14 protein-coding genes are annotated in these 16,750 nt (G+C 36.2%); 9 read left to right on the top strand and 5 right to left on the bottom strand.

Annotated elements, in window-relative coordinates:
• Nucleotide 1 precedes the first annotated feature (1 nt).
• The 7 genes from DNG35_RS02470 to ribB all read left to right on the top strand — a co-directional run bounded on the left by DNG35_RS02470 (nucleotide 2) and on the right by ribB (nucleotide 6,822).
• Nucleotides 2-316, top strand: a complete 315-nt coding sequence (locus tag DNG35_RS02470) for a co-chaperone YbbN (RefSeq protein ID WP_111126174.1) — start codon at nucleotides 2-4, stop codon at nucleotides 314-316.
• Nucleotides 297-545, top strand: a complete 249-nt coding sequence (locus tag DNG35_RS02465) for a hypothetical protein (protein ID WP_111126173.1) — start codon at nucleotides 297-299, stop codon at nucleotides 543-545. Before DNG35_RS02470 ends, DNG35_RS02465 begins: the two co-directional genes overlap by 20 nt.
• Nucleotides 546-632: 87 nt before the next feature.
• Nucleotides 633-998 (top strand): diacylglycerol kinase, encoded by a 366-nt coding sequence (locus DNG35_RS02460; protein WP_111126172.1) that lies wholly within the window; start codon nucleotides 633-635, stop codon nucleotides 996-998.
• Between the two features lie 75 nt (nucleotides 999-1,073).
• The gene (locus DNG35_RS02455) at nucleotides 1,074-3,458 is read left to right on the top strand and encodes a DNA translocase FtsK (protein ID WP_111126171.1); all 2,385 of its coding nucleotides are present in this window, start codon (nucleotides 1,074-1,076) and stop codon (nucleotides 3,456-3,458) included.
• A gap of 36 nt (nucleotides 3,459-3,494) precedes the next feature.
• A complete protein-coding gene (locus DNG35_RS02450) occupies nucleotides 3,495-4,139 on the top strand; it encodes an outer membrane lipoprotein carrier protein LolA (protein WP_111126219.1) in 645 nt (214 codons plus the stop codon).
• Entirely contained in the window at nucleotides 4,140-5,645 is a 1,506-nt protein-coding gene (locus DNG35_RS02445; RefSeq protein WP_111126170.1) for an LptF/LptG family permease, read from the top strand.
• A 31-nt stretch (nucleotides 5,646-5,676) separates the two neighbouring features.
• Nucleotides 5,677-6,822 carry a 3,4-dihydroxy-2-butanone-4-phosphate synthase gene (gene ribB / locus DNG35_RS02440; RefSeq protein WP_111126169.1) on the top strand — a complete coding sequence of 382 codons (1,146 nt, stop codon included), beginning with the start codon at nucleotides 5,677-5,679 and terminating at the stop codon, nucleotides 6,820-6,822.
• Here ribB and DNG35_RS02435 read toward each other — a convergent pair.
• On the bottom strand, nucleotides 6,816-7,454 hold the full coding sequence (locus DNG35_RS02435; RefSeq protein ID WP_111126168.1) for an NAD(P)H-dependent oxidoreductase: 639 nt from the start codon (nucleotides 7,452-7,454) through the stop codon (nucleotides 6,816-6,818). The two genes, ribB and DNG35_RS02435, sit on opposite strands and share 7 nt — an antisense overlap.
• A 123-nt stretch (nucleotides 7,455-7,577) precedes the next feature.
• Here DNG35_RS02435 and DNG35_RS02430 point away from each other — a divergent pair, with 123 nt between their 5' ends.
• Nucleotides 7,578-9,530, top strand: a complete 1,953-nt coding sequence (locus tag DNG35_RS02430; protein WP_111126167.1) for an endonuclease — start codon at nucleotides 7,578-7,580, stop codon at nucleotides 9,528-9,530.
• 34 nt (nucleotides 9,531-9,564) lie between these two features.
• On the opposite strand, the gene DNG35_RS02425 is transcribed toward DNG35_RS02430, so the two are convergent.
• The 3 genes from DNG35_RS02425 to DNG35_RS02415 form a co-directional block, all read right to left on the bottom strand.
• Nucleotides 9,565-10,146 carry a pseudouridine synthase gene (locus DNG35_RS02425; RefSeq protein WP_111126166.1) on the bottom strand — a complete coding sequence of 194 codons (582 nt, stop codon included), beginning with the start codon at nucleotides 10,144-10,146 and terminating at the stop codon, nucleotides 9,565-9,567.
• On the bottom strand, nucleotides 10,146-11,669 hold the full coding sequence (locus tag DNG35_RS02420; RefSeq protein WP_111126165.1) for a helicase HerA-like domain-containing protein: 1,524 nt from the start codon (nucleotides 11,667-11,669) through the stop codon (nucleotides 10,146-10,148). The genes DNG35_RS02425 and DNG35_RS02420 overlap by 1 nt, the downstream gene beginning before the upstream one ends.
• A gap of 76 nt (nucleotides 11,670-11,745) precedes the next feature.
• Nucleotides 11,746-13,983, bottom strand: coding sequence for a reprolysin-like metallopeptidase (locus DNG35_RS02415; RefSeq protein WP_111126164.1), 2,238 nt, complete (start codon nucleotides 13,981-13,983; stop codon nucleotides 11,746-11,748).
• 131 nt (nucleotides 13,984-14,114) lie between these two features.
• Here DNG35_RS02415 and DNG35_RS02410 point away from each other — a divergent pair, with 131 nt between their 5' ends.
• A complete protein-coding gene (locus DNG35_RS02410; RefSeq protein ID WP_111126163.1) occupies nucleotides 14,115-14,963 on the top strand; it encodes a DUF2911 domain-containing protein in 849 nt (282 codons plus the stop codon).
• Between the two features lie 35 nt (nucleotides 14,964-14,998).
• On the opposite strand, the gene DNG35_RS02405 is transcribed toward DNG35_RS02410, so the two are convergent.
• Nucleotides 14,999-16,690, bottom strand: coding sequence for a sodium:solute symporter (locus tag DNG35_RS02405; protein WP_111126162.1), 1,692 nt, complete (start codon nucleotides 16,688-16,690; stop codon nucleotides 14,999-15,001).
• Between the last annotated feature and the right edge of the window lie 60 nt (nucleotides 16,691-16,750).

Below are 16,750 nucleotides of genomic sequence, written 5' to 3'. Positions count from 1 at the left end.
TATGATAAAAGAATTAGAAAAAGATAATTTACAAGAACTGATTAACGAAAATGGAACGGTTGTCGTTCAATTTTCGGCTTCTTGGTGCGGAAATTGTCGCTTGATGAAACCAAAATTCAAAAAAATGGCTTCAGAAACAGATAATGCTCAATTTATCATGGTTGATGCAGAAAAATTTCCTGAATCCAGAAAATTGGCAACGGTAGATAATTTACCCACTTTTGCCACTTTTAAAGATGGACAGTTTGTCAATCAAGTGCAAACAAACCAGTTAGAATCGCTTAAAAACTTAATCGATGAAGTTACCCGTAATTAGACATTTACAGAAAAACAATACTGCTGAAGATTTAGAAAAAGCGGTAGAAGTCTTAGAATCTTTTACAGAACATCGTTCGGTTTCTGAAACAGAAATGGATGTAGTAGGAGAACTCATCACCAATCTTTGTGGCGCGATAGAAGTACACAAAATGATTGAAGAGGGTATGCCGGAAAGAGATGCCGCCAATAACTTTGTAAAAAAAGTGATGGGCGCTATCGATAAATAAAAATAGATTTTTACGATTTCAAAAAAAGGTTGGCTATTTTAGCTAACCTTTTTTTATTAACTTCAACTTTGAAAAAGTACAACCTAAATGAATAAAAACTTCATCATAGGAAGAATAAAATCCATAAAGTATGCTTTTGATGGTTTGGTAAAGCTCATCAAAACCGAGCATAGCATACAAGTTCAGGTCACCATCGGCATCATTATGGTCATCTTAGGCTTTGTTTTTGGTATTACACGAGTAGAATGGATGTTTCAGTTACTCGCAACAGGACTAGTTTTATGCCTGGAAGGGATTAATTCTGCGGTAGAGGAAGTTGCCGATTTTATACACCCTACGTACCATAAAAAAATAGGTTTGATCAAAGATATCGCTGCTGGAGCGGTGTTTTTTGCGGCCATTATCGCTATTGTGATTGGTATTTTAATTTACTATCCGTATATTTTTCCATAAAATTAAATTTATACTGAGCAATAACCCTAAAAAAATACATTCATATTTGTACTTTTGCCTTATTAGTTAGATTACATGGCCAAGCGTAAAACCAAAACAAAAAAAGCGACCAAAACCAAAAAAAGTTTACCAAAGTTTACTTTAACCAGAAAGCATAAAGTTTTGTTAGGTGCTTTTTTAATTTTGTTGGGTATTGCACTGCTCATTGCATTTACCTCTTTTTTGTTCAATTGGAAATACGACCAAGACACGCTCAGCCAAGTAGCCAACAGAACAGTAGAAACCAAAAACTGGCTCAGCAAATTTGGAGCAGTCATCAGTGATTTTTTCATCTATAAAGGTTTCGGAATACCAGCTTACAGCATTGCTATTTTAATTTCCCTTACGGGGATTTACTTGTTCTTCAATCTAAAGTTAAAGTCACTTTATAAATTTTGGTTCTGGGGTTTACTCGTGATGCTTTGGCTATCGACAAGCTTGGGTTTTTTGGCACATAAAAATTCCCTTTTGGGCGGAACCGTAGGTTACGAAACTAACGATTACCTACAAGATTACCTTGGCTTCACCGGAACGGTTTTACTACTTTTGTTTGTTCTGATTATCTACTTAGTCGTTCGTTTTAACATTACGCCAGAATTGGTGGCAAGTCAGTTTAAACGAACAAAAAGTGAAGTGGTAGAAGATTTCAATTCCGCTCAAGCGGAAACAAAAACACACGCAAAAGAAGAAGTAGTGGTTTCAGAAGAAGAGGATGATGAAGCCATTATCAAGGAGTTTATGGAAAAAGAGAGGAATACACCTCAAGAAGAGCCAGAACCACCAAAACCAGCAGAAAAAATTGTGATTCCGTCGTCTAACGAAGAAGGTGATGTCGATATGGAAGTAGAAACCGCACAAGAGGAAGAAGTAGAAGAGGAGTCACTCAGCAAAAAATTGGTTAACGATTTTGGAGAATTTGACCCGACTTTAGAGCTTAAAAACTTTAGATTTCCTACCATCGAATTGCTAAAAGACTATACCGACGGAAAAGGAATTACCATCGACCAAGAAGAACTCGAAGAAAACAAAAACAATATTGTAGATACGCTTAAAAACTACAAGATTGATATAGCACAAATCAAAGCCACAGTTGGACCAACGGTAACTTTGTATGAAATCGTACCCGAAGCAGGAATTAGGATTTCGAAAATTAAAAATTTGGAAGACGATATTGCACTTTCGCTCTCAGCTTTAGGAATTAGAATAATTGCACCTATTCCAGGAAAAGGAACGATTGGTATCGAAGTGCCCAACAAAAATTCGACTACAGTAAGTATGCGTCAAGTGATTGCTTCCTCCAAATTTCAGCATGCAGAAATGCAATTGCCAATTGCTTTAGGAAAAACCATTTCGAACGAAACTTTTGTGGTCGATTTGGCCAAAATGCCTCACTTATTAATGGCTGGAGCAACAGGGCAAGGTAAATCTGTAGGTTTAAATGCGATCTTAACTTCGTTATTGTACCAGAAACATCCCGCAGAAGTCAAATTTGTGTTGGTTGACCCGAAAAAAGTAGAACTCACACTTTTCAATAAGATAGAACGACATTACCTCGCTAAACTTCCAGACACCGAAGAAGCGATTATTACCGATAACAGTAAAGTAATCAATACGCTCAACTCGCTTTGTATCGAAATGGATAATCGTTATGACTTGCTCAAAGATGCGATGGTACGTAACATTAAAGAGTACAACGAAAAGTTCAAGCAAAGAAAACTCAACCCGAACGACGGGCACAAGTTTTTACCCTATATTGTTTTAGTCGTAGACGAGTTTGCCGACTTGATTATGACCGCCGGAAAAGAGGTAGAAACGCCTATTGCTCGTTTGGCACAATTGGCTCGTGCGATTGGTATTCACTTGATTATTGCGACACAGCGACCATCGGTAAATGTGATTACTGGTATGATCAAAGCCAACTTCCCGGCTCGTATCGCTTTTAGAGTGACCAGTAAAATAGATTCGCGTACCATTTTAGATGCAGGTGGTGCTGAACAACTTATCGGAAAAGGAGATATGCTCTACACACAAGGCAACAATCTTATCCGTTTGCAGTGTGCTTTTGTAGATACGCCAGAAGTAGAAAAAATAACCGATTTTATAGGTTCGCAAAAGGCTTACGCCGATGCTTATCAGCTTCCGGAATATCAAGGGGAAGAAAGTGGCACAGGTCTTGATATAGATGTAGGCGATAGAGATCAACTCTTTAGAGAAGCTGCTGAAATACTGGTGACCGCACAACAAGGTTCTGCTTCGCTTTTACAGCGAAAACTAAAAATAGGTTACAACAGGGCAGGTAGAATTATCGACCAAATGGAGGCTGCAGGAATTGTAGGTCCGTTTGAAGGTAGTAAAGCCAGAAGTGTTTTGATTACTGATTTGGTAGCGCTCGAAGAATTTTTAAATAATGAAGAATCATAAATGTTGAAAGCATTTAAAAAATTAAAATCATTGCAAATGAAAAAGTTAGTTTTAATGGTATTAGCCGTTTTGGCGTTTCAGGTAAGCACGGCACAAAATTCCGCGAAAGCGAAAGAATTGTTAAGCCAAGTTTCTAAAAAAGTAAAATCCTATGATAATATTTTGGTAGGTTTTGACTATGTTTTGGAAAATACTGCCGAAAATATCAAGCAAGAAACCCGAGGTGAAGTCAATCTAAAAGGCGAGTTATACCGTTTAGAATTGATGGGAATTACCAGAATTTTTGACGGAAAGAACCTTTACACTATTGTTCCCGAAGACGAAGAAGTAACCATTTCGAAGCACGATCCTGAAGATGAGGGTGGCGTTTCTCCTTCAAAAATGTTGACCTTTTATGAAAACGGTTATACCTACAAATGGGATATCGAGCAAAGCGTCAAAGGGAGAAAAATACAATATGTGAAGTTGATCCCGATAGATTCGAATGCCGAAGTCAAAGAGATTTTATTGGGTATAGATGTGCAAACCAAGCATATTTATAACATGATTCAGAAACAAGATAACGCTACACAAGTGACCATAAAAGTCAATAAGTTTACGACCAACGAACCGATATCGAGCAACTTATTTAAGTTTGATAGAAGTAAATACCAAGGTTATTACATCAACACACTTGACTAATTGAAAATATTAGACCGCTACATATTTGTAAGTTTTATAAAAACTTTTCTGGCTGTTTTTGTAGTGTTAATGATGATTTTCCTTTTACAGGGAATCTGGCTTTACATTTCAGAACTGGCAGGCAAAGACTTAGATATTTTTATTATATCTAAGTTTTTGTTTTATCTGATGCCCAGTATGATGGCGATGGTTTTGCCGCTCACTATTTTGGTTGCTTCAATTATGACCTTTGGCAGCTTTGCCGAAAAATATGAGTTTGCTGCGATGAAATCTTCCGGTATTTCGTTACAAAGAGCGATGCGAAGCCTCATTTTCTTTATTACTTTTTTGAGTTTAGTGACCTATATTTTTGGAAATAGTGTGATCCCTTGGTCACAGTATAAAATTATCAACCTACGGAAAAATATTTCCCAGATGCAACCTGCGATGGCAATAGTAGAAGGTGCTTTTAATACGCTAGGCGATATCAATATAAAAGTAGCCGAGAAAACTGGTGAAAATGACGAAATTTTAAAAGAAGTTATCATTCACAAAAAAGGGGCAAATTCAAACAGTAACAACGTCGTCCTAAAAGCAGAAAGCGGTAAAATTTTTGGAGAAGAAGATTCAGATATCTTGACATTAATGCTGGAAGATGGTAATTATTATGAAGAGTTACAACCTAAAAAGTACAGCGAGCGAAAGAAAAAACCTTTCGTAAAGAGTTATTTTAAGGAATATCAGATCAATTATGATATGTCTGATTTTAATAACGTAGATCTCGATCAGGAACTTTATAGTAACTCCTCAAAAATGCTTGATAGAGGCGAGTTGGTAATTGCTATCGATTCGATGTCAAGAGATTTTAATCAAGATCGCGAAAGCTATTTGCATAATATAAAAGATAGGAGTGGTTTTGATAGACTATCACCCAATACAAAAGAAGAAACAACATCGGCAAAACCTTTGCGAGTTGTCAATAATTCTAATTTTAACGAAAAAACGAAAGAAGCCTATCATATCAAAACTTTAGAAGAACTATACCAATCTTACGATTTGATACAAAAACAAAAATACTTAGGTGTTGCCCAAGGTTCCGTTAACGGAACTTTACTCAATATAAAAGGTAAGAAAGAAGTTTTTAAGAAAAAGACAGAAAGTCTCAATAAAGCAGAAATACAACTGCACGAGAAGTTTTCTTTGCCAGTGGCTTGCTTTATTTTGTTTTTTGTAGGAGCTCCGCTCGGAGCTATTATTCGTAAGGGCGGACTTGGTTTACCAATGGTTATAGCCGTTTTATTGTTTTTGACCTATCATTTTATCGGTATTTTTGCTAAAAATGGTGCTGAAGACGGTACGATTAGTCCTTTTGTCGCCACTTGGGTTTCAACATTTATTATGTTTCCGCTTAGTATTTACCTTACTTATCGGGCGACCACCGACCAAGGTTTTGTCAATACCGATGTCATTACCATTCCGGTAAAGAATTTTTTCAAAAAAATAGGTTTAAGCAAGAAAGACTCTTAAGAGTTCACTATTTTTGCAAAAAATTATAGTTATGGCTACCAAAACCCTCTCTAAAGAAATAAAATTAGATACGATTGAAGATGCAATTGCTGATATCAAAGCAGGAAAAATAGTCATCGTGGTTGATGATGAAGATCGAGAAAACGAGGGTGATTTTGTTGCTGCCGCGGAAAAGGTAACGCCAGAAATGATTAACTTTATGGTCACGCACGGTCGTGGTCTTATTTGCACACCGCTTACCGAATCACGTTGCGAAGAGTTAGACTTAGATATGATGGTGCGCAACAATACCGATGCGATGGAAACTGCCTTTACCGTTTCGGTAGACCTAAAAGGTCACGGTTGTACTACAGGTATTTCAGCTTCTGATAGAGCAAAAACCGTAAAAGCACTTACCGACAAAAATTTAAAACCCTACGAACTGGGAAGACCAGGTCATATTTTTCCGCTGAAAGCGAAAGAAGGAGGCGTTTTAAGAAGAACAGGTCATACCGAAGCAGCTATAGATTTAGCCAGGTTGGCAGGTTTGTCTCCAGCGGGCGTAATTGTAGAAATAATGAATGAAGATGGTTCGATGGCGCGTTTGCCGCAACTCATGGAAGTTGCAGAACGTTTCGATTTAAAAGTAATTTCGATTGAAGATCTGGTGGCTTATCGCATGCAGCACGACTCTTTGATTGATAAAAAAGAAGACTTTCAGATACAAACCAGGTTTGGCGAATTCCGTTTAAGAGCCTACCAACAAACCACCAACGATCAAGTACATTTAGCGTTAACGAAAGGAAATTGGCAAGCTAATGAGCCTGTTTTGGTTCGCGTAAACTCTACTTTGGTCAATAACGATATATTAGGAACGCTCACCAATAATGCCGATAAAAAATTAGACGATATGTTTCAGGCACTTAATAAAGAAGGTGCAGGAGCGATTGTGTTTATCAATCAGGAACAATCGGGTTTTAATATCCTGTCACGTTTGGAGGAGTTAAAAGACTTACAAGCGCAAGGCGAAATGAAAGCTCCGAGTATTGTGATGGATAATAAGGATTTTGGTATTGGGGCTCAGATTTTACACGATTTGGGTATTCATAAAATCAAATTACTATCGAATACGCAACAAAAAAAGAGGGTAGGAATGATTGGTTACGGCTTGGAGATTACCGAGTATGTGAATTATTGATTTTTCCAATCAATCACAATTTCCTCTAAGGGTTTTCTTACTTTTTTAAAATCCGCAAAAATATCATCTGCAGCACGGATGCCAACTGGTAATAAAAGTGCAGCACTCAAACCTAATTTCTCTAATTCTAAAAATCGGTTGATTTCTAGCTGCTGAAAACCTTCCATCGGGCAAGCGTCTATTTTTTCTTGTGCACAAACCGTGAGTAAATTGCCCATGGCTAAGTACACCTGATTGACTGCCCAAGTTTCTATTTCCTGTTTGGTCTTTTCCTTAAAATCTTCTGTGAGAAAATCCTGAAAAGGCTGTATGATCTTATCTGGGGTGTTTCTTATTTGTTTCACTTTGGTGAAATATTTTTCGATAAAATCTTCGTTGATATTTTGGACAGTACAAAGAATAAGTAAGTGAGAAGCTGTTCCTATTTGTTGCTGGTTCATACACAACGTCTGAATTTTCTGTTGCGCATTTTTATCCTGAATCACCAAAAGCTTCATCGGTTGTAAACCATAAGAAGTAGCCGTAAGCCTAAAAGCATGCTTTAAGGTATCTATTTTGCTTTCTGGTAAAAGTGTTTCTGCGTCAAATTTTTTGGTGGCATAACGCCAGTTTAGAGCTTCAATCGAATTCATATCATTTAGTTTCATCACAAATTTAAACTTATTGATTGCTTTGGTAAAATTATGATTAAGTTAATTTTAAATGCTACAAGTCTTAAGATTTAAATAATACCTACTTTTGTCAAAATTTAGTTTATGAAAAATATTGTTTTCTCGATTTTCTTTTTGTGTTTTACGCTTAATGTTTCTGCACAATTGGTCATCAACGAATTAGATAGCGATACCCCAAGTACAGATGATAAAGAATTTTTAGAAATCAAATCAGCAACGCCTAACTTTTCACTTAACGGCTATATTGTGGTTTTTTTTAACGGTTCAGCCAGTGGGAACAATTCGAGTTACTTAGCTTATGATTTGGCCGGTTATACAACCGATGCCAATGGTTTGTTGTTGATGGGAAGTAACTTAGTTTCTCCTTTTCCACAATATGTGATTTCGCCCAATGTTTTTCAAAATGGTGCCGATGCAGTCGCTATTTACCAAGACAATATCAATAATTTTCCTCCACAAACGATAGCTACAACCACAAATCTTATCGATGCTTTGGTGTATGGTACTGGAGATCCTGACGATACAGATTTGATGGTATTACTTGGGGAAACCCAACAAATTGACGAAAATTTAAATAACGATAAAGACAACGAGTCTATTCAGTTAAATGCTTCTGGAGGTTACGACGTTAAAGCACCAACACCAAGACAACTCAACGACGGAAGCGGAATTATGCTTAACGGAATTACGATTTCGGTTGCTCAAACGCAGTATGATGAAGGTGACAATTTTGATATTACTTTTACACTTGAAGAAGACGTAACACAATCAAAAACCGTCAATTTTACTTTAAATAATGCTGGTTTTGATGCTGCAGATTTTACAGGTAACACCTCCGTAACTTTTGCCACTGGAACCAAAACAGCAGTTGTAAACATTCAATTGATAGACGATACCCTAGATGAAGGTGACGAACAAGCAGTGATAGAGCTGCAAAGTATTCCCTCTGATTTTATCATTCTTAACAATGAAATTACAGTAAGAATTGTCGATAATGATTTCCAAGTTGCCCCTTGGGGAACACCAACTAATCCCACTTTTATAGAAGTAAACTCAACGGCACCAAATACCTATTACGATGCTATCGACGGTTTAGCAGGACAAAACCTTAGAGACGATTTACAAGGCATTATCGCCGAAGAAGGTGTGGTAAGAGCACAAACCTATGCCGATGTGTATGATATACTGATGCAAGCCGACCAAAACCCAGAAAATAGCAATCAAGTTTGGTTAGTTTATACCGAACAGCCCAGAGCAAAACTCGATGTGCAAACAGGTTCAGACAACACCGGAAAATGGAATCGAGAGCATGTTTACCCACGTTCGCGTGGTGGTTATGACAGTATCGAGGATGACGATTTTGCCGATGGTCCAAATGTATATTGGAATACCAATGCAGATTCTTTACGCCACGGAAATTCTGATGCTCATCATATCAGAGCCGTAGATGGTATCGAAAACAGCATTCGTGGTAACCAACATTTTGGTCAATACAACGGACCACAAAATAACCAAGGTAGCTTTAAGGGTGATGTTGCCCGCAGTATTTTTTATATGGTTATTCGTTACAACGGTTTAGACGTTGTCAACGGTTTTCCTGAAAACGGGCCAGGGGAAATAGGAGATTTGGCAACTTTACTGACTTGGCATCAGCAAGATCCGCCAGATGATTTTGAGATGAACCGCAACAATGTAGTTTACGAATGGCAGAAGAATAGAAATCCTTTTATTGATTATCCAGATTTGGTCGATTATATTTTTGGAAGCCAAGCAGGAAACCCATGGAATAATCCAGTTTCCACTGAAAACCCTTCAATTAGTGAAATAAAAATTTATCCAAACCCGTCGAGCGGAAAAATTACTATCGATGGAGTAGAAGGTGAGTTCGAACTTTCTGTTTATTCTGTCATGGGTCAGCAAATTGAGCAACAAAAAATAACAGGAAATGAAACGAATTTATATTTGCCTGTCGGGGTGTATGTACTAAAAATTGAAAACGAATCACAGTTTTTTATACAGAAGTTGGTCATTAAATAAGAAGAAGCGAGGAAGAGGAAAACAAAAAAATACATTAAAATTTTTGTTCCACTACAGTGGTAATTTCTTGCACTTCGCCTGCTTTCATTTCGCCTAAATGGATATCACCAATTCTTACACGCACCAGTCGAAGCGTAGGAAAACCAACAACGGCTGTCATTTTTTTGACTTGTCTAAACTTCCCTTCCGTTAATGTAATCGACGCCCAACTTGTGGGTCCGTGGCGATCGTCACGTACTTTTTTTGCTCTTTCAGGAAAAATGGGAGTATTTTTCAATAATTTAGCTTTGCAAGGAAGCGTTTGATATTTTTTTCCGTTGATGCTTATTTCTACCCCTTTTTGAAGTTTTTTTATAGTTGTTTCAGTAATTATTCCGTCAACTTGTACATAATATTCTTTTTCAATTGCTTGCGAGAGAATTTTGTAGCTCATCTTTCCGTCGGTCGTAAGCATGAGCAGACCTTCAGAATCTTCATCTAGTCTTCCTACAGCCATGGTTTCTTCAGGAAAATCGTATAATTCTCCCAACATTTTTTTCTTTTTGGCTTTTGCTTGATTAGTAATAAATTGGCTTAAATACCCGTAAGGTTTATAAATTTTAAAGTGACGATGCATTATTTAAAAGCCTTATTAAGAATACTTAAAACCCCACGAATAAAAGTCGCGCTCGTCACTACTTTTAGAACGTGATCGGTGACCGTTTTTCCGCTTTTTCTAGCAGTAGATTTTCTTTCGATTTCTTTTCGTTGCTCCTTGGCTTTTTCTTGTTGTTCTTTTTCGCTTGCTGTTTCAATTTTTTTAGTTAAAATTTCATACGCACTTTCTCTATCGATAGCTTCATTATACTTATTTATGAGTTTAGATTTTGAAAGTACTTCTTCGATTTCAGCGGGGCTTAAAATATCCATGCGACTCATTGGTGCGCGAAGCATGGTTGCCGCCAAAGGAGTGGGTCGCCCTTTTTCATCGAGCGCTGTCACAAAAGCTTCTCCTGTGCCTAAAGAAGTGAGCACTTCTTCGGTTTGGTAAAAATCACTTATCGGATAATTTTGTGCGGTCAATTTAATGGCTTTTCGGTCTTTTGCTGTAAAAGCACGTAAAGCATGCTGTACTTTTAAACCTAACTGACTCAAAACTGCAGCAGGAACATCGGTAGGGTTTTGGGTCACAAAAAAGATTCCTACTCCTTTTGAACGAATGAGTTTGATAATGATCTCAATTTGATCTATAAGTGCACTCGAAGCTTCATCAAAAATTAGATGTGCTTCGTCGATAAACAATACTAATTCTGGTTTTTCGCTATCTCCTTTTTCAGGGAAAGTAGAGTAAATTTCCGCCAAGAGACTCAACATAAAAGTAGAAAACAATTTGGGCCTGTCCTGAATATCCGTCAAGCGGATAATATTAATCATTGCATTTCCGTTTGCGTCTTTCTGTAATAAATCTTTTACCTCAAAAGAAGGTTCGCCAAAAAACAAATCGGCACCTTGTTGTTCTAAAGCAACAATTTTTCGAAGAATGGCTCCCGTAGAGGATGAAGAAACGCGACCATATTCTTTTTCGAAAACCTCTTTTCCTTCTTCGGTGACGTAGCGAACAATTTTTTTTAAATCTTCTAAATCAATCAGTGGAATCTTTTTGTCATCACAATATTTGAAGATAATGGCTAGAATCCCTGTTTGTGTGTCACTAAGTTCTAAAATTCGCGAAAGCAAAACAGGACCAAATTCACTTACAGTGGCTCTAAGTTTAACTCCTTTTTGTTCAGAAAGAGACAAAATTTCGATAGGAGAAGCTTTAGCTTCAAAAGGGAAACCAATCTTCTCGTGTCTTCCAGCAAGCTTATCAGCAATGTCAGAAGGTTTTGCAAGTCCACTTAAATCACCTTTAATGTCCATTAATAATACAGGAACCCCTTTTTGGGAAAGATTTTCCGCAATAATCTGTAAAGTTTTAGTTTTTCCAGTTCCTGTTGCACCGGCAATCAACCCATGTCTGTTCATCATTTTTAGAGGAATAGCCACTTGGGTTTCTGATAAAGTTTCATTTTCTAACATTGCTGCGCCGAGATAAATAGAATCACCTTTACTGAGGTAGCCTTCTTGTATGTGCTTGATGAAGTTTTCTTTCTGACTCATTGCTTAATTGATTAGTGTTTAAAAAAAAAGCTCTACAATTAATTTGTAGAGCTTAAATTTACTAAAATTAATATTTCTATTGAATAATTAATTTTTTAACTGCCTTTTCACTTCCGTTACTAACTTTCACTAAATAAACACCAGAAGATGGATTGTTTAATTGAATAGACTTTGTAAGCGAGTTGTTTTCAACTTCTTGATGTTGTACCAATCTACCTCTTAAGTCATAAATTTCTAAGTTATAACTTCCAGCATTTTCAAAACTTAAATTAAAACTACCATTATTTGGGTTAGGATATAGGCTAAATAAGTTATTGTTTATCGTTTCTGTTCCAATAGTATTGGTAATTACAAAATTTTGACTATTGACTGCAAAGAAAATATTATCACTCGCTTTTATTTTTATTCTTGCCGAATTAGACTGTGTTCCAATTGGAATTTGAACGTTTTGAAGACCATCATTTGGAACATTTGAAACCAACAATGTATTAAAATTTAAGCCTCCATCATAAGACAAATAAATATCTACAGTAGTAGCGTTTATACCATTGGCATCAGTTCCAGCTACATTCCATGTCACCGGAACGGTGTTGTTTTGATCATATGAGATACCGGTAGTGTTTTGCGAAGTAACTTCAAAAGGACCTTGATTAACAACATTGATTAGGATATCATCTCTATCACTTTGACCTCCTAAGGCATTGTAATCTCTAACTGTGACAGCAAAATTAATTTGACGAGCGACACTAGGAATAACTTCCCATTGTGGGGTTAAATTACCATTTAATACATCTTGAATTCTCGGAAAGATTCTAGTATTGTTTTTTACAGGAACTCTTGATCTAAACAGAGCTCCATCACTAGAAAATTCTGAAGGAGGAACAAGTGTAATTTCATTGTCAATCTGATCCCAAGTATAATACAATTGATCGCCATCTACATCTACAGCAGTGACCTCTATTTCAAAAGCAGTCTCTTTTGGAATAACATAGTTACTAAGCGGAGTGATTACAGGAGGAGTATTTACAATGGTAGACGTTTGGCCACAAGTACTTGCTGTTTGAAATCTTGCATTTGTATACATTTGATCTATACTTACGGCATTAAATAAAGCGTCACTTAACGACTGAACATTTTGACCAGCACACAAACCTCCATAACCCATAATTGTGGAGCCACTACCAGGCTCGACAGCAGTTTGATCTGTACGCTGCTGTACACATCCGTTTGATGTAGAGTTAAAGGTATGAGTAGCCCCCATTTGATGACCTAGTTCGTGACAAACATAGTCTATTGCAAAAGGATCTCCTATAGGAGTTGGAAGTCCTGTGACACCGCGAGCTTTACCACTATTATTACAAACACTTTGCAATTGTGCTAAGCCTCCAGGGCCTGTACAAAAAGTATGACCTACGTCATAGTTTGCAGTTCCAATAACATTGGTGATTGTTTGTTGACTTTGATTAATTAGCTGACCAGTATTATTGTTATTAAATGGATCCGTACTTCCATTTAAGTAAATTAACTGATCATTGTTGGCAATTAAATTAAAGGTCACTGCCACATCTCTTTCGTATATTTCATTGACTCTATCTATAATAGTTGTAATTGCGCCCATTACGGCTTGTTTTTTTACAGTCTCAGAACTTCCTTGATTACCTGTTACGTTTATATAATACTGAGAAAACTCTCCAGTTACCGCAACAGCTAACCGATAACTTCTTAGAGTAGAGTCATTAACGTCTGCTAAGGCAACATTTTCAAATGAACCATCAATCTCTTCTATCTCAAAAGAACACTCTAAAAAACCATCAATTCTTTGCGTATCTTTTCTGAAAAATGCTTGATAAGTGTTTTTTGAATTATTAAAAGGATTGATTAAAAATCTTCCATTTTCAGTACTTATAAAACCAAATAGACCTTGATACGTAAGTGTAATTCTTATTTTATTTAGGCTATTGTCAGATACTCCTATATAAGATTTGATTTCCGGAAATTTTTCAGATAACTCTTTACTGAGGGTACTAACTTCATATATTCTAAAGTTTTTATATTCATTAAAACCAATAGGAAAAGTTACAAAAACACTACTTTCTATATCTTCGTCTCTGTTTGGAGCAGTAGATAACTGGTGTTTAATTGCATCAAAATTTAGCTGAAAATTTTGATAGTCATCAAGTGTGGTATAGTCATTTAGAAATCCCTCTTGCGCTAGCGGTAGCTTATCTATTTCACTCCATAAATTTACTTGAGCAAATACAAATGTTGGGGAAAGGAAAATAAAAAATAATAGTTTATGTATAAATTTATTCATAATAATAAAAAATTTTAAGCTATAAAGATAGCTATTTTGTACCTATTTACCTAAATGTAAAACTTATTTTTTCAATTAGTATATTAATTTCAAAACTATTATTTTCGTGTAAATTATAAAAATTAAAAACTATGAAAAAAATTGTGATGAGTTTAATGTTGCTTACAGCTTCATTTATAATGAGCGCGCAAGTAACAACACCTCAAGCCAGTCCTTCAGGTGAGATAGACCAAATGGTGGGTTTGACAGAAATTGAAATTGAATATTCTCGACCTTCGATGCGTGAACGTGAAATTTTTGGCGGACTCGTTCCTTACGATAAAATGTGGAGAACTGGAGCCAATAAAAATACAACTATTGAGGTTAGTGATGATGTAACCATAAATGGTGAAAACCTTCCTGCTGGGAAATATGCTATTTATACCATTCCGCAAGAACAAAACTGGGAAGTTATTTTTTACAAAGACAACGAAAACTGGGGCCTTCCAAAAGAATGGGATGAAGCCAAAGTAGCTTTAAAAACAGAGGCGGCTGTCTACCAAATGCCAATGGGGATGCAAACTTTTACGATTGTCATCGACGACTTGACCAACAACTCAGCAATGCTGAGCTTTTTGTGGGAAAATACAATAGCAGCTTTAAAGATAGAGGTTCCTACAGAGGAAAAAGCTTTGAATAGTATAGAAACAACTCTTGCTCAAGATCCAAAACCTGCAGATTATTATGCAGCAGCAAATTACTATTACGAAGAGAAAAAAGACATGAATCAAGCTTTAGCTTGGATGAATAAAGCCGTAGAAGGTTATGGTAAAGACACTCCTTTTTACATTCTTCGTAAAAAAGCATTAATTCAAGCAGAATTGGGGATGAAAAAAGAAGCGATCAAAACAGCTAAAGAATCGTTAGAAGGAGCAAAAAAGGCAGGAAATGATGATTATATAAAAATGAATGAAGCCTCTATCAAAGCGTGGAGCAAATAATAAAATAACACTTTCGTGAAATCAAGGAGCTTTTTTTAAGCTCCTTTTTTTATGAAATATTGTAATGAGGTCAAAATAACAGCTAATATCATAACAACCGCACATCCAAAAATATTTAACCATAAATAAGGCATTACATCGTACCACCATACTATTATTACTATGATTTGAGTGATAATAGCAGCCATAAAAATAGCATTGCTTTTGATCCATTTTACAAAAAATGCAATTAAAAAGATACCAAGAACATTTCCATAAAATATAGAACCAATAATATTGACGAGTTGTATTAAATTTTCAAACAAATTAGCGGTACAAGCAATTAAAATGGCTAAAACGCCCCAAGCCAAGGTAAAATATTTAGATGCTTTGAGGTAATGTTTTTCGCTTTTTGGTTTCCTTTGATTCCGTTTGTAAATATCAATAACCGTTGTGGTGGCTAAAGCATTGAGTTCTGAAGCAGTAGAAGACATCGCTGCACATAAAATAACGGCTAGTAAAAGCCCAATTAGACCACGTGGTAATTCGTTTAAGATAAAATGGATAAACACATAATCTTTATCATTGGTTTCTATCTGTGGATTTATTTTATGAATAAGTTGATCCGCATCTTTACGAATCTCTATTTCTTTTCCCGAAAGTTCTATGAGTTGTCTTTTGTAGATTGTTTGTTGGTTGGTTTCTGCTTGACCTAATTGCAATGTTAGTGCTGCTTTTTTTTCTTGAACCGCTTTTAATTGGGTTTGATAGTCTTGATATTGAGCTTGTTCGCTAGCACTTGCATCTTTTATAACTTCTGCTGTTGCCGGATTAAAATTGAGGGGCGAAGCATTAAACTGATAAAAGACAAAAACCATTACACCAACCAATAAAATAAAAAATTGCATCGGTACTTTTAAAAATCCGTTAAAGATTAATCCTAACTGACTTTCTTTGATACTTCTACCCGAAAGGTAACGTTGTACTTGACTTTGATCAGTACCAAAATAAGAGAGTGCCAAAAATGTTCCGCCCAACAAACCACTCCATATCGTATAATTGTTCTCAAAATCAAAATTAAAGTCAAGAATATTGAGTTTTCCGTGGGTATTGGCAATCTCCAAGGCATTGTTAAAATTGACATTTTCTGGCAGGTACTCCAAAATAAAGAAAAATGCAGCAAACATTCCTAAAAAGATAATTCCCATTTGTTGCTTCTGCGTAATACTCACGGCTTTTGTTCCACCAGAAACGGTATAAATAATTACCAAAATACCTATGATGATGTTGAGGGTAAATAAATCCCAACCCAAAACGGCAGAAAGAATAATAGAAGGAGCAAAAATGGTAATTCCAGCAGCTAAACCACGTTGTATGAGAAACAGAATTGCGGTAAGGCTTCGGGTTTTTAAATCAAACCTGCTTTCTAAAAATTCGTACGCAGTATATACTTTCAACCGATGATAAATGGGTATAAAAACCATACTGATCACCACCATCGCAATAGGAACCCCAATATAAAATTGCACAAAACTCATCCCGCTATGAAAAGCTTGTCCCGGTGTAGAAAGGAAAGTAATGGCGCTGGCTTGGGTTGCCATGACTGAAAGACCAATGGTCCACCATTTGGCTTCGTTTCCTCCTTTTAGATAATCATTTACATCTTTACTGCCTCTAGTTTTGTAATATCCATAGATTACAATAAATAGTAGCGTCGAAAATAAAACGATAAAGTCTAATGTGTGCATTAAGCGTAAAGATTCATGAGAAAATAAAAAAAGATGAGGTAAAGCAGGTTAAAAACCAAT

The organism is Mesonia sp. K7, from assembly GCF_003233725.1.
Classification (GTDB): domain Bacteria; phylum Bacteroidota; class Bacteroidia; order Flavobacteriales; family Flavobacteriaceae; genus Mesonia.
The sequence above is the reverse complement of the archived record's forward strand: the minus strand, read 5'-3'. Positions and strand labels throughout refer to the sequence as shown.

Coding starts and splice junctions, on each gene's coding strand:
- DNG35_RS02455 (WP_111126171.1), top strand. CDS start 1,074: ATGGCCAAGCGTAAAACCAAAACAAAAAAAGCGACCAAAACCAAAAAA.
- DNG35_RS02410 (WP_111126163.1), top strand. CDS start 14,115: ATGAAAAAAATTGTGATGAGTTTAATGTTGCTTACAGCTTCATTTATA.
- DNG35_RS02460 (WP_111126172.1), top strand. CDS start 633: ATGAATAAAAACTTCATCATAGGAAGAATAAAATCCATAAAGTATGCT.
- DNG35_RS02450 (WP_111126219.1), top strand. CDS start 3,495: ATGAAAAAGTTAGTTTTAATGGTATTAGCCGTTTTGGCGTTTCAGGTA.
- ribB (WP_111126169.1), top strand. CDS start 5,677: ATGGCTACCAAAACCCTCTCTAAAGAAATAAAATTAGATACGATTGAA.
- DNG35_RS02415 (WP_111126164.1), bottom strand. CDS start 13,983: ATGAATAAATTTATACATAAACTATTATTTTTTATTTTCCTTTCCCCA.
- DNG35_RS02470 (WP_111126174.1), top strand. CDS start 2: ATGATAAAAGAATTAGAAAAAGATAATTTACAAGAACTGATTAACGAA.
- DNG35_RS02405 (WP_111126162.1), bottom strand. CDS start 16,690: ATGCACACATTAGACTTTATCGTTTTATTTTCGACGCTACTATTTATT.
- DNG35_RS02425 (WP_111126166.1), bottom strand. CDS start 10,146: ATGCATCGTCACTTTAAAATTTATAAACCTTACGGGTATTTAAGCCAA.
- DNG35_RS02435 (WP_111126168.1), bottom strand. CDS start 7,454: ATGAATTCGATTGAAGCTCTAAACTGGCGTTATGCCACCAAAAAATTT.
- DNG35_RS02420 (WP_111126165.1), bottom strand. CDS start 11,669: ATGAGTCAGAAAGAAAACTTCATCAAGCACATACAAGAAGGCTACCTC.
- DNG35_RS02465 (WP_111126173.1), top strand. CDS start 297: ATGAAGTTACCCGTAATTAGACATTTACAGAAAAACAATACTGCTGAA.
- DNG35_RS02430 (WP_111126167.1), top strand. CDS start 7,578: ATGAAAAATATTGTTTTCTCGATTTTCTTTTTGTGTTTTACGCTTAAT.